This is a genomic window from Streptomyces hamibioticus, assembly GCF_047946815.1.
Taxonomy (GTDB): Bacteria; Actinomycetota; Actinomycetes; order Streptomycetales; family Streptomycetaceae; genus Streptomyces.
In genome coordinates, this window is sequence record NZ_JBKKQY010000001.1 from 4748743 (window position 1) to 4774216 (window position 25474).

General features: G+C 71.7%; 19 protein-coding genes. 10 read left to right on the plus strand and 9 right to left on the minus strand.

What is annotated here, in order from left to right:
* Positions 1-45: 45 nt before the first annotated feature.
* Positions 46-3192 (minus strand): DEAD/DEAH box helicase, encoded by a 3147-nt coding sequence (locus ACLGIH_RS21620; protein ID WP_416526910.1) that lies wholly within the window; start codon positions 3190-3192, stop codon positions 46-48.
* A 131-nt stretch (positions 3193-3323) separates the two neighbouring features.
* Positions 3324-4337, minus strand: a complete 1014-nt coding sequence (locus ACLGIH_RS21625) for an SEC-C domain-containing protein (RefSeq protein WP_416526911.1) — start codon at positions 4335-4337, stop codon at positions 3324-3326.
* 158 nt (positions 4338-4495) lie between these two features.
* Between ACLGIH_RS21625 and ACLGIH_RS21630 the strand changes: the two genes are divergently transcribed.
* Positions 4496-4807, plus strand: a complete 312-nt coding sequence (locus ACLGIH_RS21630) for a DUF6412 domain-containing protein (protein WP_416526912.1) — start codon at positions 4496-4498, stop codon at positions 4805-4807.
* A gap of 106 nt (positions 4808-4913) precedes the next feature.
* A complete protein-coding gene (locus ACLGIH_RS21635; protein ID WP_416526913.1) occupies positions 4914-5699 on the plus strand; it encodes a YidC/Oxa1 family membrane protein insertase in 786 nt (261 codons plus the stop codon).
* 68 nt (positions 5700-5767) lie between these two features.
* On the opposite strand, the gene ACLGIH_RS21640 is transcribed toward ACLGIH_RS21635, so the two are convergent.
* Positions 5768-7186, minus strand: coding sequence for a vanadium-dependent haloperoxidase (locus tag ACLGIH_RS21640; protein ID WP_416526914.1), 1419 nt, complete (start codon positions 7184-7186; stop codon positions 5768-5770).
* Between the two features lie 400 nt (positions 7187-7586).
* Between ACLGIH_RS21640 and ACLGIH_RS21645 the strand changes: the two genes are divergently transcribed.
* Positions 7587-8444 carry a fumarylacetoacetate hydrolase family protein gene (locus ACLGIH_RS21645; protein ID WP_416526915.1) on the plus strand — a complete coding sequence of 286 codons (858 nt, stop codon included), beginning with the start codon at positions 7587-7589 and terminating at the stop codon, positions 8442-8444.
* Between the two features lie 131 nt (positions 8445-8575).
* Here ACLGIH_RS21645 and ACLGIH_RS21650 read toward each other — a convergent pair whose 3' ends face one another.
* The 3 genes from ACLGIH_RS21650 to ACLGIH_RS21660 all read right to left on the minus strand — a co-directional run bounded on the left by ACLGIH_RS21650 (position 8576) and on the right by ACLGIH_RS21660 (position 11171).
* Positions 8576-9451, minus strand: coding sequence for an LLM class F420-dependent oxidoreductase (locus ACLGIH_RS21650; protein ID WP_416526916.1), 876 nt, complete (start codon positions 9449-9451; stop codon positions 8576-8578).
* A 128-nt stretch (positions 9452-9579) separates the two neighbouring features.
* Entirely contained in the window at positions 9580-10095 is a 516-nt protein-coding gene (locus tag ACLGIH_RS21655; RefSeq protein ID WP_416526917.1) for a heme-degrading domain-containing protein, read from the minus strand.
* Positions 10092-11171, minus strand: coding sequence for a Gfo/Idh/MocA family oxidoreductase (locus ACLGIH_RS21660; RefSeq protein ID WP_416526918.1), 1080 nt, complete (start codon positions 11169-11171; stop codon positions 10092-10094). Before ACLGIH_RS21660 ends, ACLGIH_RS21655 begins: the two co-directional genes overlap by 4 nt.
* A 47-nt stretch (positions 11172-11218) precedes the next feature.
* Here ACLGIH_RS21660 and ACLGIH_RS21665 point away from each other — a divergent pair, with 47 nt between their 5' ends.
* Complete coding sequence (locus ACLGIH_RS21665; RefSeq protein ID WP_416526919.1) at positions 11219-12484, plus strand: ROK family transcriptional regulator; 1266 nt, start codon at positions 11219-11221, stop codon at positions 12482-12484.
* Positions 12485-12829: 345 nt separating this feature from the next.
* On the opposite strand, the gene ACLGIH_RS21670 is transcribed toward ACLGIH_RS21665, so the two are convergent.
* A complete protein-coding gene (locus tag ACLGIH_RS21670) occupies positions 12830-14338 on the minus strand; it encodes a PQQ-dependent sugar dehydrogenase (RefSeq protein WP_416526920.1) in 1509 nt (502 codons plus the stop codon).
* Positions 14339-14707: 369 nt separating this feature from the next.
* Here ACLGIH_RS21670 and ACLGIH_RS21675 point away from each other — a divergent pair, with 369 nt between their 5' ends.
* The 6 genes from ACLGIH_RS21675 to ACLGIH_RS21700 all read left to right on the plus strand — a co-directional run bounded on the left by ACLGIH_RS21675 (position 14708) and on the right by ACLGIH_RS21700 (position 21264).
* A complete protein-coding gene (locus tag ACLGIH_RS21675; RefSeq protein WP_416526921.1) occupies positions 14708-15544 on the plus strand; it encodes a hypothetical protein in 837 nt (278 codons plus the stop codon).
* A 414-nt stretch (positions 15545-15958) separates the two neighbouring features.
* Positions 15959-16738 carry an HAD-IIA family hydrolase gene (locus ACLGIH_RS21680; protein WP_416526922.1) on the plus strand — a complete coding sequence of 260 codons (780 nt, stop codon included), beginning with the start codon at positions 15959-15961 and terminating at the stop codon, positions 16736-16738.
* 103 nt (positions 16739-16841) lie between these two features.
* Positions 16842-18692: a protein kinase domain-containing protein gene (locus tag ACLGIH_RS21685; protein ID WP_416526923.1), complete on the plus strand. Its 1851-nt coding sequence runs from the start codon at positions 16842-16844 to the stop codon at positions 18690-18692.
* Positions 18693-18791: 99 nt separating this feature from the next.
* Complete coding sequence (locus tag ACLGIH_RS21690) at positions 18792-19370, plus strand: hypothetical protein (protein ID WP_416526924.1); 579 nt, start codon at positions 18792-18794, stop codon at positions 19368-19370.
* Positions 19371-19378: 8 nt separating this feature from the next.
* Complete coding sequence (locus ACLGIH_RS21695; protein WP_416526925.1) at positions 19379-20044, plus strand: class F sortase; 666 nt, start codon at positions 19379-19381, stop codon at positions 20042-20044.
* A gap of 179 nt (positions 20045-20223) precedes the next feature.
* Positions 20224-21264 carry a glycoside hydrolase family 6 protein gene (locus ACLGIH_RS21700; RefSeq protein ID WP_416526926.1) on the plus strand — a complete coding sequence of 347 codons (1041 nt, stop codon included), beginning with the start codon at positions 20224-20226 and terminating at the stop codon, positions 21262-21264.
* Between the two features lie 61 nt (positions 21265-21325).
* Here ACLGIH_RS21700 and glxA read toward each other — a convergent pair whose 3' ends face one another.
* Together glxA and ACLGIH_RS21710 are read right to left on the minus strand one after the other, a co-directional pair.
* Positions 21326-23263, minus strand: coding sequence for a radical copper oxidase GlxA (glxA, locus tag ACLGIH_RS21705; RefSeq protein WP_416526927.1), 1938 nt, complete (start codon positions 23261-23263; stop codon positions 21326-21328).
* Positions 23260-25272 carry a glycosyltransferase family 2 protein gene (locus ACLGIH_RS21710; RefSeq protein ID WP_416526928.1) on the minus strand — a complete coding sequence of 671 codons (2013 nt, stop codon included), beginning with the start codon at positions 25270-25272 and terminating at the stop codon, positions 23260-23262. The genes glxA and ACLGIH_RS21710 overlap by 4 nt, the downstream gene beginning before the upstream one ends.
* Positions 25273-25474 lie beyond the last annotated feature (202 nt).

Sequence of the window (25474 nt, forward strand, 5' to 3'; positions counted from 1 at the left end):
CAGCGTATAGCGCTGGCGACTCACTCCAACGTGCTCCTCATCGAATTAGCCCGCCGCGATCGCTGAGTACGTCCACACGTCGGCTGGCAACTCGTGCTTCAGGCTCCACGTGATGCTCATCGGCTTGCTGCCTCTGTGGCTCTCGTAGGTTGCCGGGCCGAGGAGCATCCAGGGTTGGGGCTTGCCTATGTCGGTGTTCTTGTAGCGCCGCATGAACAGCAGGATGTGGCTTCCTCGCCGTGCGTGTTCCTGATACCGCCTACCGGTAGGGGAGTCCTCAGCCGTGTTGTTCTGCGACTCCCAGTGGAAGAGACGCGGGCTCAGCGCGTAGTCCTTGTACCGGACCGTGGGTGAAAAGTCCTTCTCGTTCTTCTCCAGAGTGATCAGCAACGCGTCCGTTTGCAGGTCCTCGACCCACTGCACGCCCTGGGCGAAAGACCGCGGCATCTGGCCACCGAATCGGGCCACGCCGAGGGCGGCCAGGATTTCGGAGCGGTTGTAGGAGCTGTGGATCTTCATCGGAACCTGGCTGAGACCGCCCGACAGCGGGATGGGGAAGTGGTCAGCCTGCTCCATAACGAACGACAGCAGTTGTGTCACCTCGTGGCGGAACGCCTTCTGCGGACGCAGCGATTCGAGCCCTTCCCGGAAGCTGGAGAATCCGCCCGCGTTGTCCCAGAGGTTGAAGAAGAGCATGCGGGCGTAGCCCTGGTCCGTGGGGCCCAACTCCTCGTACGGGGGAGCATCGTCGCTGAGGAGGCGCAGGTACGCCTGGGCGCGCTCGGGGCCATCAACGTGGAGAAAAGCGTGGACGCGCTTGAGGAGCCCCGTCTCCCCCTCAGGTGCGGCCGCCTCGATGAGACCGGCTCGGCGCAGGATGGTCGTCCAGGAGTTGTCGCTCTTATACAACTCCTTGATCTCTCGGCGACTTTCCCGCAGGTAGTCGGCCAGGCGCGGGGTACTGTACGCCTTCACCTCGTTGACCAGCGTCTTCACCGTGGCGCCCAACTGTGTCCTGATGTTGTCGAGGACGAGCTTCTTGGACTTGCCTTCCAGGATGATCTGGCAACCGGAGGGCAACTGCGGGAAGTCACGCTCGATGTGCTCGACCAGACGGTTTCGCGTCAGGTTGGTCAACGCCCGGAACTGCTCTTCGAAGCGGAATTCGGCGCGGTGCTGGCCGATGAAATCAAGAACGGTGAGTACCGGTTTCGTCTCCGTCCGTCGCAGCCCTCGCCCCAGTTGCTGCAGGAAGACCGTGGCACTGTTGGTGGGACGCAGGAGCAGCAGAGTATCGACGTCCGGGATGTCGAGGCCCTCGTTGAAGAGGTCGACCGAGAAGATCACTTGCAGTTTGCCCTCGCGGAGGTCGGAGAGCGCACGGGCGCGCACATCCGCAGGCGAGTCACTGTCGAGCGCGACTGCCTGGAAGTTGGCCTTGCGGAAGAAGTCGGCCATGAAGTGTGCGTGCGCCTTGCTTACGCAGAACCCCAGAGCCCGCATCGAGCCTGGGTCGGACACCTTGTCCAGGATCTGTTTCACCACGATGCGAGCACGGGCGTCGTTGCCCGTGTAGAGGTTCTCGAGATCCTGGTCGGCGTAGCCACCTCGCTGCCAGCCCAGGTTCGTCAAGTCCGTGCCGTCCGGGATACCGAAGTAGTGGAAGGGAGACAGGAGCTCGTTCTCCAGGGCCTCCCACAGGCGCATCTCGGCCGCGATACGACCGTCGAAGAATTCGTCCTGGACGTTGAGTCCGTCCATCCGCTCGGGAGTCGCCGTCAGGCCCAGCAGTTCCTTCGGCTCGAAATGATCGATGACCCGGCGATACGTTGAGGCGGTGGCGTGATGGAACTCGTCGATGACGATGACGTCGAAATGGTCGGCAGCCAACTGCTCCAACCGCTGGACGTTCAGGGACTGCACGCTGGCGAAGACGTGGTTCCACTCGCGTGGATCCGCACCGCCGTAGAGCAGCTCTCCGAACGATGCGTCGTCCAGCACCTCACGGTAGGTCCGCAGCGACTGCTTGAGGATTTCCTTGCGATGGGCCACGAAGAGCAGCCTCGGTCGTTCACCGGCCGACTGCTGGCACAGGCCGCGGTAGTCGAGCGCGGCCATGACGGTCTTGCCCGTTCCGGTGGCCGCGACGAGCAGGTTCCGATGCCGCCCGCGGATCTCGCGCTCCACACTCAACCGCTCGAGCATGTCCCGCTGATGCGGGAAGGGGCGCACTTCGAGGCCGGAGAGGTTGATCTTCAGATCGGTCGTCGAACCCGTTCCGCTCGCCTGCTCCAGCGCTGCGGCGAGACGCTCTCCGTGAAGGACGGGGTCGTATGTCTCGAAGGCGGTGTCGTTCCAGTACGCGTCGAAGGTCGCCTCGAACTTGTCCAACACGGCGGGTGTGGCCACGGACGACAGGCGTACGTTCCACTCCAACCCATCGAGCAACGCTGCCCGCGACAGGTTCGAGCTGCCGACGTAGGCCGTGTCGAATCCCGTCTTGCGTCGGAACAGCCACGCCTTGGCGTGGAGCCGAGTCGAGCGGATCTCGTAGTTGACCTTGACCGTGGCCCCGAAGTCGCGGACGAGACGGTCGAGGGCATGGCGGTCGGTGGCGCCCATGTACGTGGTGGTGATGACCCGGATCGGCACGCCCCGTTCTCTCGCGGCGCGCAGGGCATCCTCCAGAACGCGGATGCCGTACCACTTCACGAACGCGCAGAGCAGGTCGATACGGTCCGCTGTGGCCAGCTCCGCCCTCAGCTCGGTGCCAAGGCTGAGGTCCTCCGGCGAATTGGTGAGCAGCGACGTTTCGGACAGTGGGGTGAGCGGTCGGATCGCATAGGCCCCGGGGGCCTCCTGCTCGGCTAGGGCCAGCAACTGCCGTGGCCCCTGGGCGATGCTGCTGACCTGGTCGCCAGCTTCCTGCTCGGAGGAACCGGCGGTCAGGGATTGCAGTATCCGGTTGGCGAATGACACCTGTTGGTCGGGCGGGAGCTGATTGAGTCGGCGGGCCACTACGTCAGCGATGTGACGTGCCAGCACATGAGGTGACGACTCCGCACTGACCTCGGCGTCGATGGCCTTCCATCCCGCAGCCTCGAGTTGCGTCAGTTCGTCCTGCACGCTGTCCGTGATCAGCTTCTCGTAGACACCCGCGACCGGCTGCGCCAGCTTCCCTGCGTCCCCCACCGAAACCCCCCTCGATCAACACATCGATGTGACCTAGTTCTAACAGGGGCCGCTGACAATGCAGGAGCAAGCCGCCCGGCTCTCACCTCAGGTAGAGGGTCGAGCGGTACTCAACGAAGCGGAGCAGGAGATCACAGGCGCCCGTGACACTCGCCGTACGCCGTTCCCGACCCACACCAGCACCCCGCCCCCCGCTCCGGCGGCCACTCCATCGCCCTCCCCCGGGCGGCCAGGGTCGTCGCGTACTGGGGGAGCAGGGTCGCGTCCTCCGGGGAGGCGGCCTCCGAGGCGGCGAAGGCCTCGTAGGAGGGGACCGTGCCCCGCACGATGCCCAGGTTCGGCGTTCCCGACGAGGCCAGTTCCCGCAGGGCCGCCTCGGTCGCCGAGACGTGCTCCTCGTAGGAGGGGTACTCCCCGGACAGGGACGGGTACGCCTCCAGCAGTTCCGCCAGTTCGTCCGCCGGCCAGTGGAGCATGGCGACGGGGAAGGGGCGGGACAGCGCCTCCCGGTACGCCCCGAGTTCCGCCCTGAGCCGGGAGATCTCCGCCGCCAGCTCCGCCGGGTTGTCCGAGCCCAGGGACCAGACGCGGCCCGGGTTGTGGAGCTCGTCCAGGGAGATCGGCATCGAGTGGAGGGTGTCGGCCAGGGTGTCCCACTCGTCGTGGGCCAGGCCCAGCATCCGGCGGACCCGGTGGCGGCCGATCAGCAGCGGGCGGGTCGGGCGCGGGGGCTCCGGTACGTCCGTCAGGAGCAGCCGGGCGCCCTCGGTGAACGTCTCGTGGGCCGCCTCCAGCTCGTCGTGGGACTCCAGGGCCTCCGCCACGATCACCCACGGCGCCGCATCGCGCGGGGACGCCGCGCGGACGCCGTCGATGATGGCCTTGGCCTCCGCCTCGTGACCGTACTCCCACAGGTTCGACGCCTTCAGGGCGCGGACCAGGGCCGGGTTCTCCAGCCCGGCCGGCGAGGACAGCAGGCGGTCGTAGAGCTTCGTGGCGGCGGGGCGGTCGCCGGACAGTTCCAGGTGGGCCGCGGCCCGCAGCAGCAGGGCCTCGGCGTCCTCGGGATAGAGGCCGGCGGTCCGCTCCAGGCGTGCCGCCTCCGCGGTGTGGTCGACGTTCTCGGCAGGAGTGTCGGGGCGCATGAGGGACACCGTACTGCCGAGAGGTGACGAAGGTCAGGCGGCGGTATGGCGGCCTCTGTACGGCGGCCCCTGCGTGATCGGGTCCTGTATGGCCGAGGGGCGCGTCCTGTATAACCGAGGGAAGTGTGAGCGTCCGTTCGGGAGGGAGGTGGCCGCCGGTGATCCGCGACCGGGTCCGTACGCGTTCCCTCGCCGCCCTGCTGCTCCTCTTCCTCCAGCTCGCCCTTCTCGACACCGGCAGCCTCTCCGCCGCCGTCGCGCTCGCCGCGACCGCCGCGGCCGGGGCCGCGCTCGCCGCGTGCTCCGTGATCGCCGCCCGCTGCGCGCCCGCCGTGCCGCCCACCCGGGTGCGTACGGCCATCCGCGACCGGGACCGGCGTACGGCCTTCCTGCCGCAACGCGATCCCGACGCCCCGGGCCGCCGTCGGCCCCGAGCGCCCGGTCGCGCCCTTCCGGCGACCGCCGCGTAGGGCCCCTTCCACGCCAGCAGTCCGGCCCCGCGCGGGGCGTGTCGTCATGCCATGCCGCACACCCTCTTCACCCGGCACGACGAGACCCCGGAGGGCTCACTCACCGATGTCCGTATTCTCTGCATTCCCTGCATACTCTGCATACTCTGCAGTTTCTGTATTTTCTGTATTTTCTGTATTCTCCGGCTTCGCCGGTCTGGTCGAGCGGCTCGCCGACCTGCTTCAGCCGCTGTTCGGCGCCTCCGCCGCTGCCGCCGCCATCGTCCTGTTCACCGCGCTCGTACGGCTGGTGCTGCTTCCCCTGTCCGTCGGCGCCGCGCGCGGCCAGCGGGCGCGGGCCGCGCTGCAGCCGAAGATCGCCGAGCTGCGGCGCAGGCACGGGAAGAACCCCGAGAAGCTCCAGCGGGCCGTGCTGGAGCTGCATGCCGAGGAGAAGGTGTCGCCGCTGACCGGCTGCCTGCCCAGCCTCTGCCAGCTGCCCGCCTTCTTCCTCCTCTACCACCTGTTCTCCAGCTCCTCGATCGGCGGGCGGGCCAATGAGCTGCTGGCCCACCGGCTGTCCGCCGCCCCCCTGGGCGGGCGGTGGGCCGACGCCCTCGACGCGGGCGGGCTCGTCGGCGGAGCCGGGCTGGTCTACCTCGCGCTGTTCGCCTTCGTCGCCGGTGTCACCGCCTTCGGCTACCGGCTGACCAAGCGGACGATGGCCGCCCGGCCGGTCGCCCGGCCCATGACGGGCGACGGCGCCCCCGGGCTGGGCGCCGTCGGCAAGGTCATGCCGTTCATGTCCTTCTTCACCCTCGTCACGGTGGCCGTCGTCCCGCTCGCCGCCGCGCTGTACGTCGTCACCAGTACGACGTGGAGTGTCGTCGAGCGGGCCGTGCTGTACCGGTGACGGTCGCGGGGGCCCGGGACCGGCCGGCGTCGCCGGACCCCCGCGCCGTGGGCGTCACCGCCGGCGCGTCACAGCTTCCGCAGCTTGTTCTCCGTCACATGGCCGCCGACGTCCCGGCCGAGCTGCAGGCCGTCCACCGCGTCCCAGGTGAAGTGGACGCCGAGCCAGAGGCGGCTGTCGGCGTTCTCCTCGGCGGCCTGGGCGAAGCCGCTGAAGGTCCGGTGCTTCACCGGCGACTTGGGGTCGTCGGTGGTCGCGGTGAACGTGATCCGGTCCGTTCCGAAGACCTCGGTCATCACCGCCTGCCAGGCCCCGCCGAACGTCGCGTGCCCCGACGCCCAGGCGGGGAAGCAGGGCGAGGGGCCGAGCGGCTGCCAGGCCGGGTCGTTCAGGCCTTCGCGGATCGCCGTCACCGGGCGCCACAGGTCGATCGGCGTGCGGTACTTCACGTCCCACCCGGCGATCGCGCCGTCCGCCATCGCCAGCGACACCAGCGCGTACATCCGGGCCGTGCGGTAGGTGTCCACCCGGCGCTGGTCGGCGAGGGTGCCGGTGAGTTCCAGGAACTGGCCGGGCGTCTTGTACGTGCCGTCGGCGTCGTTGGCCCAGAACCAGGCCGCCGCCGTCTGGTCGGTGGTGCGCTCGGTGGAGTCGGCCCCGCCCAGCCTGCGGACCTCGTCGACCTGCTCCCGGTACTCCGGGCTCGCCAGCAGCGCCTCGTACGTGCCGTACGTCCGAGGCGTCGGGGGCCGGAACCGGTCGGCGGAGCCGAGGACGAACGGCCGCACCTGCGCCCAGTGCGGGTCGACGGCGTCGCTCTCCGCGGTGCATCCGCTGTTGCCGGTCGGACGCCAGGCCCCGGGCCTGCCGTCCACGCGGTACGTCGCGGTCTCGCGCGAGCCGTCCTCGTACCGCGTGTTCCACATGCGGTCGGCGATCGGTTCGGCCGCCAGCGACTTGAGGATGTCGAAGTCGGTCCACTCGTGGCCGAAGCGCTCCTTGAAGCGCGTGTTGATCAGCGTCGCCTGGCTGGGGAACAGGCGCACCAGGAGATTGCGGGCCGTGTGCCCGATCAGGCGCTCCTCCTCGGCGGGCCCCTCCAGGAAGGGCGCCCCCGAGTACTTGGGAGCCTCCAGATACGGCTCGAACTTCAGCGAGTGCCAGGTGCGCTGGTAGGCGCTCTCCGCGTCGTGGATCGCGGCGTTCATCATCGCCGCCGCCCGCGTGAGCGGGCCCGGCCCGACCTTCCTCTGGCGCTGGAAGACCTCCAGCAGCACCTCGTTCCAGTACTGCACCGGGCGGCCGTCGAAGGTGTCGGCCTGTGCCGCCGAGGGTGCGGCGGCGAGCGTGGTGGCGCCTGCGACGGCGGGTGCGGCGGCGGCCGACGGAGCCGGCACGGACAGCGGTGTCAGCACAGCGGCCAGCGCGGCCGACAGCGCGAGCCACGACCTCCTCGACGCGGTGCGCACCACCCGGGGGCCGCTCACCGCGGTGCGTAACGCCCGGGGGCCGCACGCCGGGGTGCGTGACACCCGGGTGCGGCCGGGTCTCGTGGATGTCCTCGAGAACATGTGCGTCCCTCCCCTGTGAGCCCGGCGCCCACTGCGCCGGTGGGCCCAAGCTAGGAAGCCCGCGCGTGCCCGGGCATCCCGCAGGAGGCGGACCGCCGGTAAACCACCGGCGTATCCGGACGGCCGTCCTGCACCGTGCGTGGTAAGCCCGGCTTCGTACATGTGCGCGGATGGCTACGGTCCAGTACGTGAACGGGGTATTGCGGATTGGACCCCCACCTTGGAGGATCGACCAAGTCCTCCGATGGCTGCACCGGCCGCACCCAGTCGCACCTCATCGGGCGGGGCACCCGCGACGACGAGGGAGTTGGGGAACATGAAGCTGCTGCGAGTAGGTGCGGCAGGGGCCGAGCGGCCCGCGCTGCTCGACGCCGACGGAACCCTGCGGGACCTGTCGGGTCTCGTGCCGGACATCGACGGGAGCCTGCTCGCCGATGACGCGGCCCTCGGCCGGATACGGAGCGCCGCCGAGGCCGGTGAGCTGCCCGCGCTGGACGCGACCGGGCTGCGGATCGGGCCGCCGGTGGGCCGGATCGGCAAGGTCGTGTGCATCGGGCTGAACTACCACGACCACGCCCGGGAGACGGGCGCCGAGCCGCCCGCCGAGCCGGTGGTGTTCTTCAAGGCGGCCGACACCGTGGTGGGGCCGAACGACACCGTGCTCGTCCCGCGCAGGTCCGTGAAGACGGACTGGGAGGTCGAGCTGGCCGTCGTCGTCGGGCGTACGGCCCGGTATCTGGAGTCGGCCCGGGCGGGGCTCGCTAGCGTCGCCGGGTACGCCGTGGCGCACGACGTCTCCGAGCGGGAGTTCCAGATCGAGCGCGGCGGGACCTGGGACAAGGGCAAGAACTGCGAGACGTTCAATCCGCTGGGGCCGTGGCTGGTGACCGCGGACGAGGTGCCCGACCCTCAGCGGCTCGGCCTGCGGCTGTGGGTGAACGGGGAGCTGAAGCAGAACGGGACCACCGCGGACCAGATCTTCCCGGTGGGGGAGGTCGTGCGGTACGTCAGCCAGTTCATGACGCTCTACCCCGGGGACGTCATCAACACCGGGACGCCGGCCGGGGTGGCCATGGGGCAGCCGGAGCCCAAGCCCTATCTCCGGGCCGGAGACGTCGTGGAGCTGGAGATCGACGGGCTGGGCAGGCAGCGGCAGGAGCTGAAGGACGCCTGAAGGACGCCTGAGGGAGCCTGAGGGGCGCTGAACCGCGGTCCGGCGGTGGGCGCGGGCCCGTCGTGGCGGGTCGCGCGCCCACCCGGCGGAGCCGCAGGTGTCGCAACCCCGCGCCCTTCAGGCCTCGCACCTCACCCCAGCAGGGAAGCCAGCCGGCGCCAGCCCTCCCTCGGCAGGGCGTTCTGGTCGGTGCCCTCCACCACCTGGAGGGCGACGTGGTCGGCGCCCGCCTCGTGGAACTCCGCGACGCGGCGGCGGATCGTGGTCTCGTCGCCCCAGGCGAAGACCGCGTCGATCAGACGGTCGCTGCCGCCGCCGGTGACGTCCTCCTCCGAGAAGCCCAGGCGGAGGAAGTTCTGCGTGTAGTTCGGCAGCTCCAGGTAGCGGGCCAGATAGGCGCGGGCCGTGGCGCGGGCGCGGGCCGGGTCGGCTTCGAGGACGACCTTGAACTCCGGCGCCAGCAGCGGCCCCTCGCCCAGCCGCTCCCGCGCCTGCGCGGTGTGCTCGGGCGTGACCAGGTACGGGATCGCGCCCGCCGCCCGGTCCCGGGACAGCTCCAGCATCTTGGGGCCGAGCGCGGCAAGGACCCGGCCGTGGGCGGGCATGCCCGCCTTGTCCAGGGCGTCGAGGTACTCGACCATCGTCGAGTACGGCCGCCCGTACGCGCGCACCCGCGGGCCGTGGCTCACGCCCAGGCCCAGCAGGAAGCGGCCCGGGTGGGCCACCTCCAGCTCGGCGAAGCGGGCCGCGGCGGCGGAGGCCTCGTGCTCCCAGATGCTCTGGATGCTGGTGCCGACCACGATCCGCGAGGTCGCCGCGATGAGCGGGGCGGCGTGGCCGGCGTCGCTGTTGCCCCCGAGCCACAGGGCGCCGAACCCGAGCTGCTCCAGCTCCGCCGCCGTCTCGGCCCGTTCGCCGCGTCCGTCCGGGGCCTCGGAGCGCAGGCCGACGCTCCAGATGCCGTACCGTCCGACGGATTCCTTCAGGGCGGTCGTGGCGTCGCGCATGGGTGCGATCCCTTCGCTGGGGGCATGATCGTCACTCTTACGTCGCGTGCCAACCACCGGGACGCACGGGTGATTCCCGTCGGTGCCCGGCCGTCGTCCGATCGGTGCCCGGCCGGAGCGGGTCCGGGCTATGCGCCCCGCTCGTCCAGGAACCGCTCCAGCGCCTCGACCACCAGCCGGTGGTCCTGCACCTGCGGCAGACCGGACACCGTCACCGCGCCGATCACGCCCACGCCCTCGACGGTGATCGGGAAGGAGCCGCCGTGTGCCGCGTAGGCGTCGAGGTCGAGGCGGGAGGACTCCTCGAACGTGGTGCCCTTGGCCCGGAAACGGGCGCCGACCAGGTACGACGCCGAGCCGTAGCGCTCCACCACCCGGCGCTTGCGGGTGATCCAGGCGTCGTTGTCGGGCGTCGAGCCGGGCAGGGCGGCGTGGAAGAGCTGCTGGCCGGCGCGGTGGATGTCGATGGCGACCGGTGCCTGCCGCTCGCGGGCCAGCTCCACCAGGAGTGAGCCGAGCGCCCACGCGTCGTCGTGGGTGAAGGAGCGGAGCACCAGGCGGCGTTCCTGCGCCTCCAATTCCTCCACGCTCGGGGCCGGTTCAGGAGTCGTCTTCGGGGCCGGTCCCGGCTCGCGCGTCGTCACAGGGTCACCGCCACTCCGTCTCGGGCCGAACGGCGGGCCGCTTCCAGCACGTCCAGGGCCGCCGCCGCCTCGCGGACGCCCACCGGGTTGGGGGCGCCCTCGCGCAGCGCCGCCGCCACCGCCGCGTAGTACGCCGGGTAGTCGCCGGGCAGGGACTGCTCCACGCGTCCGCCGCCGGTCAGCGGGGACTCACCGGCACCGACGCGGCCCCACAGCGACTCGTCCTCCTCGCCCCAGCCCGGGCCGGGCCGCTTGCCCTCGCGCAGCGCCGCCTCCTGCGGGTCCAGGCCGTACTTGACGTAACCCGCCTGCGAGCCGAGCACCCGGAAGCGAGGGCCGAGCTGGGCCGTGGTCGCCGAGACGTAGAGGTGGGAGCGGACGCCGTTCGCGTGCGTGATCGCGATGAACGTGTCGTCGTCGGCCTCCGCGCCCGCGCGGCGGACGTCCGACTCGGCGTACACCTGCGTGGCCGGGCCGAAGAGGACCAGGGCCTGGTCGACGACGTGGCTGCCGAGGTCGTACAGCAGTCCGCCGATCTCCGCCGGGTCGCCGGACTCGCGCCAGCCGCCCTTCGGCTTCGGCCGCCAGCGCTCGAAGCGCGACTCGAAGCGCCACACGTCGCCCAGGGCGCCCTCGGTGAGCAGCTTGCGGAGGGTGAGGAAGTCGTTGTCCCAGCGGCGGTTCTGGAAGACGGAGAGCAGCAGGCCGCGCTCCTCGGCCAGCGCCGCCAGCTCCCGCGCCTCGGCCGCCGTGCCCGCGACCGGCTTGTCCACGACCACCGGCAGACCGGCCTTCAGGGCGGTGGTGGCCAGCGGGACGTGCGTCTTGTTCGGGGACGCGACGACGATCAGGTCCAGTTCGGCCGCGCGGCCGAACAACTCGTCCGGCGTCGCGGCGATCCGCACGTCCGGGAACTCGGCGCGGGCCTGCTGCTGCCGGTCGGGGTGGGAGGTGACCACCGTGTCCAGGGCCAGGCCCTCGGTGGCGGCGATCAGCGGCGCGTGGAAGACGGAGCCCGCCAGGCCGTAGCCGACGAGGCCCACGCGGAGCGGGGTGCCGGGGGGTGTACCAGTCATGCGTCCACTTTCGCAACGCTGTTGCCAAAGTGCAAGCAGGAGGGACAATGAACGGCGTGAACAGGAGTGACGGCGGCGCCAATCTGCTCGCCCTGCGCAGCCACAACGCGGCGCTGGTGCTGGACCTGCTGCGTACCGCCGGTGCGCGGGGCATCAGCCGGCTGGAGCTGGCCGAGCGGACCGGGCTCACCCCGCAGGCGGTCAGCAAGATCACCGCCCGGCTGCGGCAGGACGGCCTCGTCGCGGAGGCCGGGCGCCGGGCGTCCACGGGCGGCAAGCCGCGCACGGTGCTGCGGCTGGTGCCGGAGGCGGGGCATGCGCTCGGGGTGCATCTGGACCGGGACGAGCTGCGGGCGGTGCTGGTCGATCTCAACGGCGCGGTGGTGGGGGAGCGGCGGGCCCCCCTGGACCTCGGCGCGGGCGCGGAGGCGGTGCTGGACGGGGTGACCCGGGCGGCGGAGGACCTGGTGGCCGACGTCCTGCGCCCGGAGGGGGCGGCCGGGCGGCGTGCGGGCGGGGCGGACGTGCGCCGTCGGGAGGGGGCGGCCGGGTCTTCGGGCGGGCCGTCTCTCGCCGGTGCGCCGACGCCGCTCGGTCTGGGCGTCGCCCTTCCCGGGCCGCTGGACCACGCCCGTGGCGTGCTGCACCGGGTGACCGGGTTCCCCGGGTGGGACGGCTTCCCGCTGCGTGACGCGCTGGCGCGGCGGCTCGGGGTGCCGGTCGTCGTCGACAAGGACACCAACGCGGCGGCGCTGGGCCTGGCCGTGGGCGGGGGCGTCACCGCGGTGGCACCGGAACTCGCCGTCGGCGCCGCGGACCGGGGCACGAGCGGCTCCGTGCAGGGCGGTTGCTTCGCCTACCTGCATCTGGGCACCGGCCTCGGCGCCGGGCTGGTGATCGACGGGAGCGTGCACCGGGGGGCCCGGACGGGGGCCGGTGAGTTCGGGCACCAGGTCATCCAGCTGGACGGGCCGCCCTGCACCTGTGGAGCCCGCGGCTGCGTCGAGGCCCTGTGCCTGCGCGCCGTCGCCCGCGGCGACCTGGAGGAGGCGGCCCGGGTGCTGGGCGCGGGCGCCGCCAACCTCGCCGGACTGCTGGACGTCGACCTGGTCCTGCTCGGCGGCCGGACCGTCGCCGCCGCGCCCGAGGTCTTCGTCCGTGGCGTCGGCGCCGTCCTGGACGCCCGGGCCCGGCGCGAGGGCGGGCACGAGGGCGCCGTACCGGTGCGGATCGCGCCCGGCGGGGAGCGCGGGGTGGCCGAGGGCGCGGCGCAGCTGCTGCTCGCGCCGCTGTTCGGACGGGGAGACGCCTGACGGGCGCGGGCGCGGGCGCGGCGGCACCGCGAACGACGCCGGCGCCCGCGCGGCGGAGGCACTCCCGGTACGGGGCGGTGCGCCTTGCGCGGCGGAGGCACTCCCGGTACGGGGCGGTGCGCCTTGCGCGGCGGAGGCACTCCCGGTACGAGGCGGTGCGCCTTGCGCGGCGGAGGCACTCCCGGTACGGGGCGGTGCGCCCTGCGCGGCGGAGGCACTCCCGGTCGTGGGCAGCGCCTCCGGCACGGCGGGCGGGGACCCGTGCCGCGGTGGACGGTGCCTCCGGCGCCCCCGCCCCGGCAGGCGCCCCGGCAGGCATCCCGGCCCTGCGACCGCCCCCGCGGCTCAGCGGCCGACGGCGCAGGCGTCCCCGTTGAGGGTGAACCGCGGCGGCGGCGACGCGTCGCCGGTGTGGTCGGCGAGGTAGCCGAGGGTGATGCTCGCACCCGGGGCGATCCGGGCGTTGTGCGGGGCGTTGGCCGCCGCGATCGTGTTGCTGCCCTGGGTCAGGTCGGTGTTCCAGTCGGAGACGACGGTCTGCCCGAGGGCCAGCGGGAACTCGAGCGTCCAGCCGTTCACCGCCGTGTCGCCGGTGTTGGTGACGGTGAGGTCGACGGTCGTACCGGTGTCCCAGGAGGTCACGGTGCGGTCCACCCGGCAGGTGGGGTCCTCCCGCGCGAACGACACGCGGTGCAGGCCGCCGGGCAGGTCGTTGACGACGTAGAACTCCCCGTCGGCGGTGGTGCCGATCGACGTCACCTGGGTGGGCATCTCACCGATCTCGGCCTGCTCGTAACCACCGCGGCCGTCGGGGCGCAGCGCCCAGACCGTGGAGGAGCAGTAGTCGGTGGCGATGTAGGTGCCGCCGACCAGGTCGGCGTACTCCCGGCCCCGGTAGACGTGCCCGCCGATGACCGAACAGCCGCCGGTGTACGGGGAGTACGTGAAGACCGGCTCGGTGTACCGCTCACCGGGCGGGCAGTGGCCCCCTGCGAACCTCTCCAGCCCTTCGTAACAGGACCAGCCCAGATTCAGCCCGCCGCGGCCCGGAGCGAGGTGGTCGACCTCCTCCCACCGGCCCTGGCCGACGTCGCCGATCCACATCGAGCCGTCGGCGCGGTCGAAGGAGAACCGCCACGCGTTGCGCAGGCCGTGGTGCCAGATCTCCGCGCGGGCGCCGGGGGTGTCCACGAAGGGGTTGTCGTCGGGGACGCAGTAGGCGAGCGGGGCGCAGCCGCGGCTCACGTCGATGCGCAGGATCTTGCCCAGCAGGGTGTCGAGCCGCTGCCCGGCCCCGAAGGGGTCCCCGGAGCCGCCGCCGTCGCCGATGCTCCAGTAGAGGTTGCCGTCGGGGCCGAAGGCCAGCTGGCCGCCGTTGTGGTTGCTGTACTCGGCGTGCTCCTGGGAGAGCAGGACCTCAAGGCGCCGTTCATCGAGCCGGTAGCGGGCGAGGGTGACCGCGCCGTCGGGCAGCGCCGTGTACGCCAGGTACAGGGTGCGGCTGTCGGCGAAGTCGGGCGCGAGGGCGATGCCGAGCAGGCCGCGCTCGTTGCCGGACTCGTCCACGGCCGACGTGATGTCGAGGAGCGGGGTGCCGGCCAGGCCGGTGTCCGGGTGGTAGACGCGGACGGTGCCGCGCTTCTCGGTGATGAACAGGCGGTCCGTGCCGTCGTCGGGGGCGACGAGGGCGGTGGGCCGTCTCAGCCCGGAGGCGACCTGGGTGGTGGTCGCGCTGAGCGACGGCAGGGGCACGGGTGCCGCGTCCTCCGCCGTCGCGGCGGCGGGCGACGGGGCGAGGAGGGTCAGCAGGAGGGCCGGCAGCGCTGCCAGGAGCACGGTCAGCGTGCGCGTCACGCGACGCCGCACGCCTAAGCTCTGGTCATGCATATGACAATCCATGATCTCTCTCCGTAGAGGCGGGCGGGGCGGGCGAGGCGGGGCATGGCATGGGAGCGCTCCCGCACCAGGCTGCGGGTCACGAAACGGAGCGGCAACGTTCGATCGCGCCACTTTCGCGCCGCTTGGCGCAAACCTTGCGTATCGGCGTATCGGCGTATCGGCGTATCGGCACCACTGGTGCCCACTGCCGTCCACCGGCACATCAGCAAACCGGCACACCGGCACCCCGGTACCGCCGGCCGAGGGCATTCGTCCCCCCGTCCGGGGCCCGTGGCCCGAATGGCGGTGTGCGAAACGGGCCTCGACCGGCACGCTCATGTGTTCATGCGACTGTCCACGCCCTCGTCCCCCTGCCTGCTGGCGGCAGCCGCCCTCCTGGCCGGTTCCGCGTCCGTGCCCGCCGTGGCACACCCGCACGCCGGCCCGCCTGCGCCGCTGCCCGCCTGCACCGCCCCCGAAGACCACACCTTCCCGCTCACCACCCGCATCCACGGCGGCCCCGCCCGCTACGAACCCGGCGGTGGCTACGGCACCTGGTACCTGGACCTGCACAACACCACCGACCGGACCTGCTCCGGCGTGCACCCCGTCGTCGTCCTCGTCGACGAGGAGCGCGCGCTGCGGCCCGGGCAGCCGCGCCTGGAGTTCTACGCGGACGATCGCCCGCACGCCGTCCGCTTCGAGGAGACCGACGCGGACGAGCTGGTCGGCGCGTTCACCGGCGAGGGCGACGACTTCCCCGGCTTCACCGTCGGCCCCGGCCGGACCGTCACCGTGAAGGTGCGGCTCGCGCTCACGTCGGACGCCGTGCCCAACGAGGTCACCGCCAACGCCGCCGTGGTCCAGCGTCGCGCCGGCGACGGCGACTGGGTCGGCCAGTCGAACGACTACCGCTTCCGCATCGCCGCCGACGAGACGAGCGCCGATCCCGGCGCCGACGCCGACACAGGTCCCGACGCCGACCCGAGCACCGGTCCAGGCACCGACCCGGGCGCCGACCCGGGCACCGCCGCCTCCCCCGCCCCCACCGGAGACCTCGACGTCGCCGACGAACTCGCCGGCACGGGGCTCGGCCGGACCTACGCCGCCCTCGCGGCCACGGCCCTGCTGCTCGCCGCCGGAACCGGAGCCGTGGTGCTGGGCCGGCGCGGACGCCGCTGACGGATTGCCACGCAGGGCACCGTCGCCCCGGCGCGGACACCGTCATCGTCACTGCATCCCCTCCTCGGTGTGACCCGGCTGGGCCTCGGCCACCGACGAGTTCTGGCCCCGCACCCGGCGCGGCCGGTCCCGTGAGCCGACGGCAAGTCCCGTGAGCTGACGGCAAGTCGTCCGCCCGCCTGGACTTCACCACCCTCCACCGGCAGGAGGTCGGCCGGGCCACCCAGATCTACCCCCCGTGCCCTCCGGTGCCTCCAGCGTCCGCTTCCGCTTCCGGCGCACCGGGTCCGACAACCGATACCGGCTGATCGACGGGGTCACTTACCACCACCTCCTGATTAGGCTGTGGGGCGTCGGTACGCCGTGGTTCCGGCGCCCCAGCCCTGCCCGCACGACGCCAGGAGTTCGAAGCACATGGCAGACCGCAAGCCCATCGAGTCGTGGCTCACCGACATGGACGGCGTGCTCATCCACGAGGGCGTTCCGATCCCCGGCGCCGACGCCTTCCTGAAGAAGCTGCGCGAGTCCGGCAAGCCCTTCCTGGTCCTCACCAACAACTCCATCTACACGGCGCGCGACCTGCACGCCCGGCTGAACCGGATGGGCCTGGAGGTGCCGATCGAGTCGATCTGGACCTCCGCGCTGGCCACCGCCCAGTTCCTGGACGACCAGCGGCCGGGCGGATCGGCGTACGTCATCGGCGAGGCCGGACTGACCACGGCGCTGCACGACATCGGGTACGTCCTCACCGACCACGACCCCGACTACGTCGTCCTCGGCGAGACCCGCACCTACTCCTTCGAGGCCATGACCAAGGCCGTCCGGCTCATCAACGACGGCGCCCGCTTCATCGGCACCAACCCCGACGAGGTCGGCCCCTCCACCGAGGGCCCGCTCCCCGCGACCGGCGCCGTGGCCGCGCTGATCACCAAGGCCACCGGCAGGCAGCCGTACTTCGCGGGCAAGCCCAACCCGCTGATGATGCGCACCGGACTGAACACCATCGGCGCCCATTCCGAGACCAGCGCCATGATCGGCGACCGGATGGACACCGACGTGCTGGCCGGCATGGAGGCCGGCATGCAGACCTTCCTGGTCCTCACCGGCGTGACCCGCCCCGACCAGGTGGAGAACTTCCCCTACCGCCCGTCCCAGGTCGTCGACTCGATCGCGGACCTGGTCGACCGCATCTGAAGCGCCGTCCCGCATGCCGGTCCCGGGCGCCCGGGACCGGCATGCGGCGTGGTGAAATGCCTTGTGTCGCAAGGGACTCGGCAGCCACGGGGGACATGAGCGCATGACGAACACCAGCATGTACATCGGGCCCGACTCCGCCCCGGACCGGTACCGGCTGCTGCGCTCCATCGGTCGCGGCGGGGAAGCGGTGCTGTACCTGGCCGAGATCGAACTGAGCGGGGCGAGCGAACCGGTCGTCATCAAGGTCTTCGACGCGGAGGCCACCCTGACCCCAGCCGAGCTGGCCAAGGTCAGCGCCCGCTGGAGTGAGCAGGCCGAACTGCTGCGCTTCGTGCACCGCCTCGGCGTCGTCGGCGTCCGCGAGCACTTCGAGGGCCCGCCCGCACACCGCAAGGGCGCGGCCGGCACCCCGGCGGGGCGGTCCCTGTGCCTGGTCATGAACTACGTCGAAGGCGTCGACCTGCGCGACTGGCGGGCCGAACACCCGCTGGTCACGCCCGCCGAGCGCCGGGAGGCGGTGCGGTACCTGGAGCAGCTGGCCGAGGTCCTGGACTGGCTGCACGCGGGCAAGGGCACCCCGTCCGGCCGGGTCGTGGTGCACGGCGACCTGTCCCCGGGCAACGTGATGGTCGACGCCAACGGCCAGGCCACCCTCGTCGACTTCGGGCTCAGCAAGCTGACCGCGGAACACCGCACCGCCGAGGTCTGGTTCACGCCCGGTTTCGCCGCGCCGGAGGTCTTCGAGGGCCGGCGCACCCCGGCCACCGACCGGTACGCCTTCGGGGCGATCGCCTGCTTCCTGCTGAGCGGCGAGTCCCCGGCCCACACCCCCGAGCAGCTGCGCGGTCAGTTCCTCGCCCTGCCCGAGCTGACCGCGCTGCCCGCCGAGCGGCAGGCGGAGCTGGCCGCCGTCTGCGCCACCGATCCCGAGCAGCGCCCGGACTCACTGGTGCGGTGGGTGTCCGGTCTGCGCACCGCGGTGATCTCCACGACGACGGCCGCCTCCCGGCGGATGGCCGGCGCCGCCCCCGCCGCGGCCCCCGTGGACACGCCGCCCGCGCCGGCCACGCCCCCGGCGGCGGACTACGTCCCGGCCCGGCCGACGACCGCGCCCGCCCAGCCGGCCCGGCCGCCCCGGACCACACCGACCCGGGCGCTGACCCCCGAGGCCCCGCCGACCCTGCCGCCCCCGCAGCCGCCGCACGGCCCGCACACCGCCGCCGCGGCCACCCAGCCCGCGACACCGTCCCCGCTGCCGCCCCCGCCGCCCTCCAAGCGGTCGCGCCGCGCCCTGACCATCGCGGCCACCCTCCTCGCGGTCGCCGTGGTGGCCGGCGCCGGCACCTACGCCGCCGTGCGCATGACGGAGGACGACCGCACCGGCAACACCGCCTCGCAGGACGACCCGCCGCCCGCCGCGGCCACCCCCGGGCCCGCCGACACCCCGGACGCGGAGCCCAGCGTTGCGCCCACACCGTCGAGCAGCCCCGAAGGCGCCGGTGACGGCACGGCGAGCCCGTCGGCCACCGGCACCGGCGCCGGGGCCGGCACCGGCAAGCTGCCACTGACGTCGCTGGAGGCGGTGGAGATGAAGAACATGGAGCAGGGTTCCGCCACGGTGGACACCCAGGACCACGAGGACGCACTCCTCGCGGACGCGGGCTTCTGCTTCGTCAGCTCCGCGGAGTACAACCTCGCGCGGGAGTGGAACACCCTTCGGTTCACCGCGGGCATCACCGACGTGTCCGCAGACGGCATCCCCCGCAAGCTCACCGTCCACGGCGACGGAAAGCTGCTGACCAGCAAGACGCTGAACTTCGGCACGGCCGAGTCGGTGTCGGTCGACGTCAGCGATGTGCTGCGGCTGCGCATCGAGGTCAGGAACGTTGACAGCGACGGCTGCAGCAGCGACGTCGTGACCGCCCTGGCCGGCCCCCTGCTCACGAGGTGACAGTACGGCCCCCCGTCACCCGGTCGGCCCAGCCTGAGCGCGGCGCCGGGTGCGGGGAGCGGGCCCGCGGGGGAGTCTCCAGGTAACTGGAGGTACACGATGGGCTCACTGAAAATCACTCTCTGTGCCGGAGCCGCGCTGGCCTCGGTGCTCGGCCCGACGGCGTACGCGGCGTACGCGGCGGACGGCGCCGGAGTCTCGGTGACCCCGGCCAGACCCGCGCCCGGCACCGACGTCACGCTCCGCGTGGCCGACTGCACCGAGAAGACGGCCGTCGCCGCGTCGGCGGCGTTCGTCACCGACGCCCGGCTGTCCCTCGCCAGCACGGACGGCGCACTCGTCGGCTCCAGCCGCGTGAAGTCCACGGTCACCGCGGGCGCCTACGCCGTGAAGGTCCGCTGCGGCGGCGCCGAGCGGACCGGCACCCTCACCGTCGCCGAGCGGGCCCGCTCCTCGGCCGGCGCGTCGGCCCGGCCCACCGCCCACCCCTCGCCCGTCGCCCCCGTGGACGCGGGCGGCGGCGGCACCGCGCACCTGGCCGCCGCCGGCGGACGGGACGACGACGCCCGGGCGGAGGGCCCCGGCACGGCCCACGCGGTGACCGGCCTGGTCCTCGCCGGCGTCGCCGCGGTGGCCGTGGCGCTGCGCAGCGCCCGCCGGAGCCGCGGAACGGACTGAGCAGACCCATGTCCGATCAGGAGCGCCCCGCGGGCAGCGGCCGTCTGGCGACCGGTATCGCCTGGGCGGTGCTGCTCCTCGGGCTGTGGCTGTGGGGCCGCGAGGCCACCGACGTACCCGACGGCATATCCGGGCCGGCCACCGGCGACATGGCGGCGGCCGGCCGCCCCCCGCACATCGATCTCCCGCCGGCCCACCGGCCGCTCGACGCGGCTCTGCCGCAGCGCCTGGACATCCCCGGACTCGGCATCCAGGCACCGGTGATGGCCCGCGGCCTGGACGCCGAGGGCGCTCTCGAGGCACCGCCCTTCGACCGGGCCGGCTCGGTCGGCTGGTACGCGGCCGGGGCGACCCCGGGGGAGGCCGGCACGGCCCTGATGGTGGGCCACGTCGACACCGAGACCCGGCCGGCCGTCTTCTACCGGATCAGCACCCTGGAGCCCGGTGAGACGATCCGGGTCATCCGCGACGACGCCGGGGTCGCCGAGTTCACCGTCGACGACATCCAGGTCCTCACCCGCGACGGCTTCGACGCCCACCAGGCCTACGGGCCGCACCGCACCGGCCGCGCCGAGCTGCGGCTGATCACCTGCGGCGGCAGCTTCGACGAGGCGGCCAACGGCTACACGGCGAACGTGGTCGTCTCGGCCTACCTCACCGGCACCGGCCTGTAGCACCCGCGCGACCGGCCTGTGGCACCCGCGCGACCGGCCTGTGGCACCCGCGCGACCGGCCTGTGGCACCCGCGCGACCGGCCTGTGGCACCCGCCCGGCGCCCCGGGCCCACGGGCCTCGTGGGTGCCGGGGGCGTATGTCAGGATTGAGCCTCCGAACAGTGCACCAGGGGGGTTGGATGTACGGCAGCAGGGGGGCCGGAACGTTTGCCGCGGCCAAGGCGTCCGCGGCGGTGCTGGGGGTGGCACTGCTGCTCGCCGGCTGTTCCTCCTCCGGGGGCGGGGAGGACAAGGAGCGGGACGGCGACGCGGGCGGCGGGATCACCCAGCAGCCCAAGGACGCCGCGCCGTTCTGGGTCAACCCGGACGGCACCGCGGCCCGGGCCATGGCCGAGCTGAAGCAGGACGGCAAGGACGCGCAGGCCGAGGAGATCCGCGAGATCGCCCAGCAGCCGGTCGCCGAGTGGATCAGCCCGGAGAACCCGGAGGAACAGGCGCGCGGCTTCACCGAGGCCGCTGACGAGGCCGGCCGCACCGCGCTGCTCGTCCTCTACAACATCCCGCACCGCGACTGCGGCCAGTACTCCCAGGGCGGCGCCGCCGACGGCGACGCCTACCGCGCCTTCGTCGACGGCGTAACCAAGGGCATCGGCGACCGCTCCGCCACGGTCGTCCTGGAGCCGGACGCGGTCCTGCACCTGGTCGACGGCTGCACGCCGGAGCAGTACCACGAGGAGCGCTACGACCTCCTCAAGGGCGCCATTGCCAAGCTCAAGTCGCTGAAGAACACCAAGGTCTACCTGGACGCGGGCAACGCCGACTGGGGCCACCCCGACCAGATCTTCGAGCCGCTGAAGTGGGCGGGCATCGACCGGGCCGACGGCTTCTCGGTCAACGTCTCCAACTTCTACACGACCGAGGACTCCATCGCCTACGGCAAGGAACTGTCCGCCAAGGTGGGCGGCAAGCACTTCGTCATCGACACCAGCCGGAACGGCAACGGCCCGTACACCGAGGGCGACCCGGGCGAGCGCTGGTGCAACCCGCCGGGCCGCGCCCTCGGCGAGACCCCGACGACGAAGACCGCCGACCCGCTGGTCGACGCCTACCTGTGGATCAAGCGCCCCGGCGAGTCGGACGGCGAGTGCAAGGGCGGCCCGAAGGCGGGCCAGTGGTGGTACGACTACGCCCTGAAGCTGGCGCAGGCCTCGACGCCGTAGGGAACCGCGGCGCTCCCGCACCCGGCGACCGGGCCCGCGGGAGCGCCGCGGCGAGAAGGACCTACGGAACCTTCACCCACTCCGCCTTGCTCGGCACGCCGTTCTTGTCCGTGACGAACAGCATGTACCACCCCGACTGCACAAGGTTCCTGTTCTCCGGCACCGTCACCGTCACCTGATCCCCGGACGCCTTGAAGTCCAGCGCGATCGACCGCTGGTCGACGTCGGTCACGTGCGTGGACGCGCTCGGCCGGATCAGCCGCACCTTCTCGATCGACGAGCCCGCCCTGGAGGTGAAGGTCCCGGACCCGCCGCGCTCGATGGTCTTCGGACCACCGGACAGGTCCGGCCGCTCCTCGCCGTACAGATACGGCGGCGTGTAGATCTCGATGCGCTGCTCGAACGTGCCCGGCTTGGTGTTGGCCTTGTCGGCGAAGAGCGAGTCCGAGCCGAAGAACATCACGCGCCCGTCGGGCAGCAGGACCGATCCCGAGTGGTAGTTGCGGCCCACCAGCGGATCGGCGACCCGCTCGAACGCGTTCTTCTCCGTGTCGTAGATCCGCGCCTGGAGGATGTTGGAGTCACTGCGGCCCCGGTAGTCCTCCGAGCCGCCGGAGACCAGCACGTCGTCGTTGGGGAGGATGGAGGCCTGCGGGTAGCGCGTGCCCTTCTCCAGCGAGGGGCCGTCCGTGAACCGCGGCTTGTCGTCCTTGAGGTCGACCAGCCGGGTCTTGTTGCTGGACAGCTTGGACTCGCCGACCCCGCCGCCGCCGATCACCATGTACCGCTCGTCCTGCGCGGGCGGCAGCAGCACGGTGCCGGAGGTCTCCAGCCGGTCGGCGTCGCTCATGCCGGGGATCTTCGTGAACTTGTTGGTCTCCACGTCCCAGACGCCCGGGTCGCGGCCCACGTCGTCGGGCCCGTAGCCGGCGTTGGAGCCCGAGTAGAAGATCTTCCCGTTCTGCATCAGGAACAGCGCCGGGTACGTCGGGAACTGACGCTGCTCCTCGGTGTACGTCCACTCCTTGGTCTTCGGGTCGTAGATCTCGTTCTTGCCCGGGACCAGCTGGCCGATGTCGTCGAGGCCGGAGACGCTGAGGATCCTGCCGTCGCTCAGCGTGGTGAGGGTCGGGTACCAGCGGGCCTCGTGCATCGGGTCGACCTTGATGTACTTCTCGGCGACCGCGTCGAACTCATAGGTGTCCCGGATGCCCTGGAAGTCCTTCTTGTCGAGGGCGAGCTTCTCCGCGATGCCGTACGTGTTGCGGGCGTCCTCGCCCTTGAGGCCCTGGATGCGGTAGTTGTCCTGGGTGCCGGTCTGGTACTTCCGGCCCTCCCGCTCCGCCTCGACGTAGACGCGGCCGTAACCCGGGGTGTTGCCGAGGAACCTGCCGGTCGCCTTGTCGAAGTTCTTCTCCGCGCGCGGGACGAGGACCGGGTCCTTGGAGACGAAGGTCTTGCCGTTCTGCTTGCCGGTGAACCGGGTGCCGGCGGGCAGGGTGATCGGCTTGTCCGGGTTCTCGTTGTGGACGATCATCAGGCCGCCGGCCTTCTTCACGTCGCCCTTGAGCTTCTCGTACCGCTTGGTGCCGCCCGCGATCAGCAGATTGCCGTCGGGCAGCTGGGTGTGGCCGGTGCAGAACAGGTCGGTCGGGGTGGGGACCTTCTTGATGGTGCCCTTGACCGGGTCCCAGATCCGGGTGTCGTACCGCTTCGCGTCGAAGTTGTCCTGGTTGTTCCCGGACCCGGCGACGAGCAGCACCTTGCCGGTGTGCAGCAGCGCCGCGTGGATGGTGTTCTGCCGGTACTTCTCGGGGAACTCGACGATCTCCCACTTGCCGTTCTCGGCCTTGTACTCCGGCTTGTTGATGGTGTACTGGTGGTATTTCTCGGTCCCGAAGCGGTACAGCCACGGCCCGTTCATCCCGGCCAGCGCGACTACCACCGCCGTACCTATCGCGAAGCGACGGGCCCGGCGGCGGCCGGCACGGTCTTTCATTCCTTACGTCCCCCAAGTCCACCAAGGGCGATCTGCATGGTCTGGTCGTTCCCCCCGTCGGCTCCGCCGCCTCCCCCGGACGCGGCCCAGGTGGGCCGCTGCTCCGGCGCGTGCGGCCCGTGGCCCGTCGGCTGCTGCGGTATGACGGGCTGCGGCTCGTACCCCGCCGCGGGCGCCGGTTCCCGTACCTCGGCGGCGGCCGGGGCGGCGGGCCGCTTCTTCGCCTGACGCAGCGAGTGCCGCCAGGCGAAGATCGGCGTCGCGGTGACCAGCATGGCGAACGACGCCCAGATGATCATCGCGGGATGGGAGTTGCCGAAGACGAAACCGGCGACGATCGACGCGCCGAAGATCAGGATGAAGTACCAGTGGTACCGGAAGGTGCCCAGCCACCGGTCCGGGCTGGCCGAGTCGCCCTTGGGGGTCACCACGAACTTGCTCTTGCGGCGCAGCACCGAGTCGATCAGCGCCTTGGCGTACAGCGGTGCCGACAGGGCGGACATCACCATGCCGGCCACACCGCCGGAGCCCTCGGGCTCGTGCGGGGACACGTTGTGGCGGCGGTTCCAGACGTACAGGCCGATCTGGAGCGCGGAGGCGTTGCCGTAGAGCATCAACCAGACCGCCGGGTCGATGTTCACACCCGAGGCGCCCAGGCCCAGGAACAGCGCACAGCTCAGCGCCGCGAGGATCCAGTTCAGGGCCGACATCGGGTAGAAGATGATCATCATGGTGTAGTTGAAGAGCTTGCTCGGCGGCAGCGAGTACCAGCCCTTCCAGTACTGCTTGAGGATCGTCTCGTACGTCCCCCGGGACCAGCGCATCTGCTGGGTGAAGAAGTCCGTCCAGGCGTTCGGGCCCTCGCCGACCGCGAGCACGTCCGGGGTGTAGACCGAGCGCCACTTGCGGCCCGTCGCCGGGTTCTTGGCGCGGTGCATCTCGAAGCCGGTCGCCATGTCCTCGGTGATCGAGTCGTACAGACCGCCGATCTGCTTGATCGCCTTGATCCGTACGGCGTTGGAGGTGCCGACGAACATCGGCGCCCCGTAGCGGTTGCCGGCCCGCTGGATCAGCGCGTGGAAGAGGAACTGCTGGGACTCGGCGGCCTTGGTGACGAAGTTGTCGTAGTTGCCGTAGACCTGGGGGCCGATGACGAAGCCGACGTCCGGGTCGCGGAAGAAGCCGAGCATCCGCTCCAGGTAGTTGGGCAGCGGCACGTGGTCGGTGTCGACCGAGGCGAAGAAGTCGTAGTCGTCGCCGTGCGCCTCCAGCCAGGCGTTGTAGTTGCCGTGCTTGGTCTTGGCGCGGTGCGGGCCCTTCTTCCGGTTCCACTTCGCCACGCCCTTGCGGGAGAAGTGGTGCACGCCCAGGCGCGCGCACACCTCCTTCACCTCGGGGTCGTCGCCCTCGTCGAGCAGCCAGACGTGCAGCAGACCGCGGTGGCGGATCTTGACGGCCGCCTCCAGGGTCTTCGTCACCATCTCCAGGGGCTCCTTGCCGGGCACGAAGGAGGTGAGGAAGGCCACCCGGGTGCCGGTCTCGGGCACCACCGGGACCGGGTCGCGGGCGACCAGGGTGGCGTGCGCGTTCGACAGCACGTTCATACAGCGGAAGAACTCGATCAGGCCGATCGAGACGAGCATCACGATGTCGAGGGCGGGCAGCCAGTCGAAGGCGGGGTAGTCGCGCTCGGTCCAGTGCGCGGGCTGCAGCAGCCAGAACAGCAGCACCAGCGACAGCACCGGGGCCGCGACCAGCATCAGGGTGATCCGGATGCGGTGGGGCTCCTGGGATATCAGCGAGCGGTACTGGACCTTGTACGGCTTGTGCGGGTCCGGCTGGGTGAGGGGGCCCGCCAGCCGGCTGTAGTGCTCGTAGTCGTACCTCGGCAGGCTCTTCCTGATCCGCCGGAACGTGCCGGTCGTGCTGTTCCGATGCGCGGGCACCCTGAGCTGGGTGGTCCGGGACGGATCGAAGTCCTGTCGGTCGCCCGTCGGCGTCGACGCCATGAGTCATCCCCCCACACGCGGCGCGCCGCGTGTTCCGTCGCTTCCTGCGCCCGGTTCCGGGTCCCCCTCGACCTTCACGGGCGTGTCAGTGGCGGGTCGCTGCCGCCACGTCATCCACACACCTTATAGACATGGAGCGACGCCTCCCGGTTGCATGGTGCCCCCTCGGCATCCGGTCACCACCGGGATCCCACCACCCCGC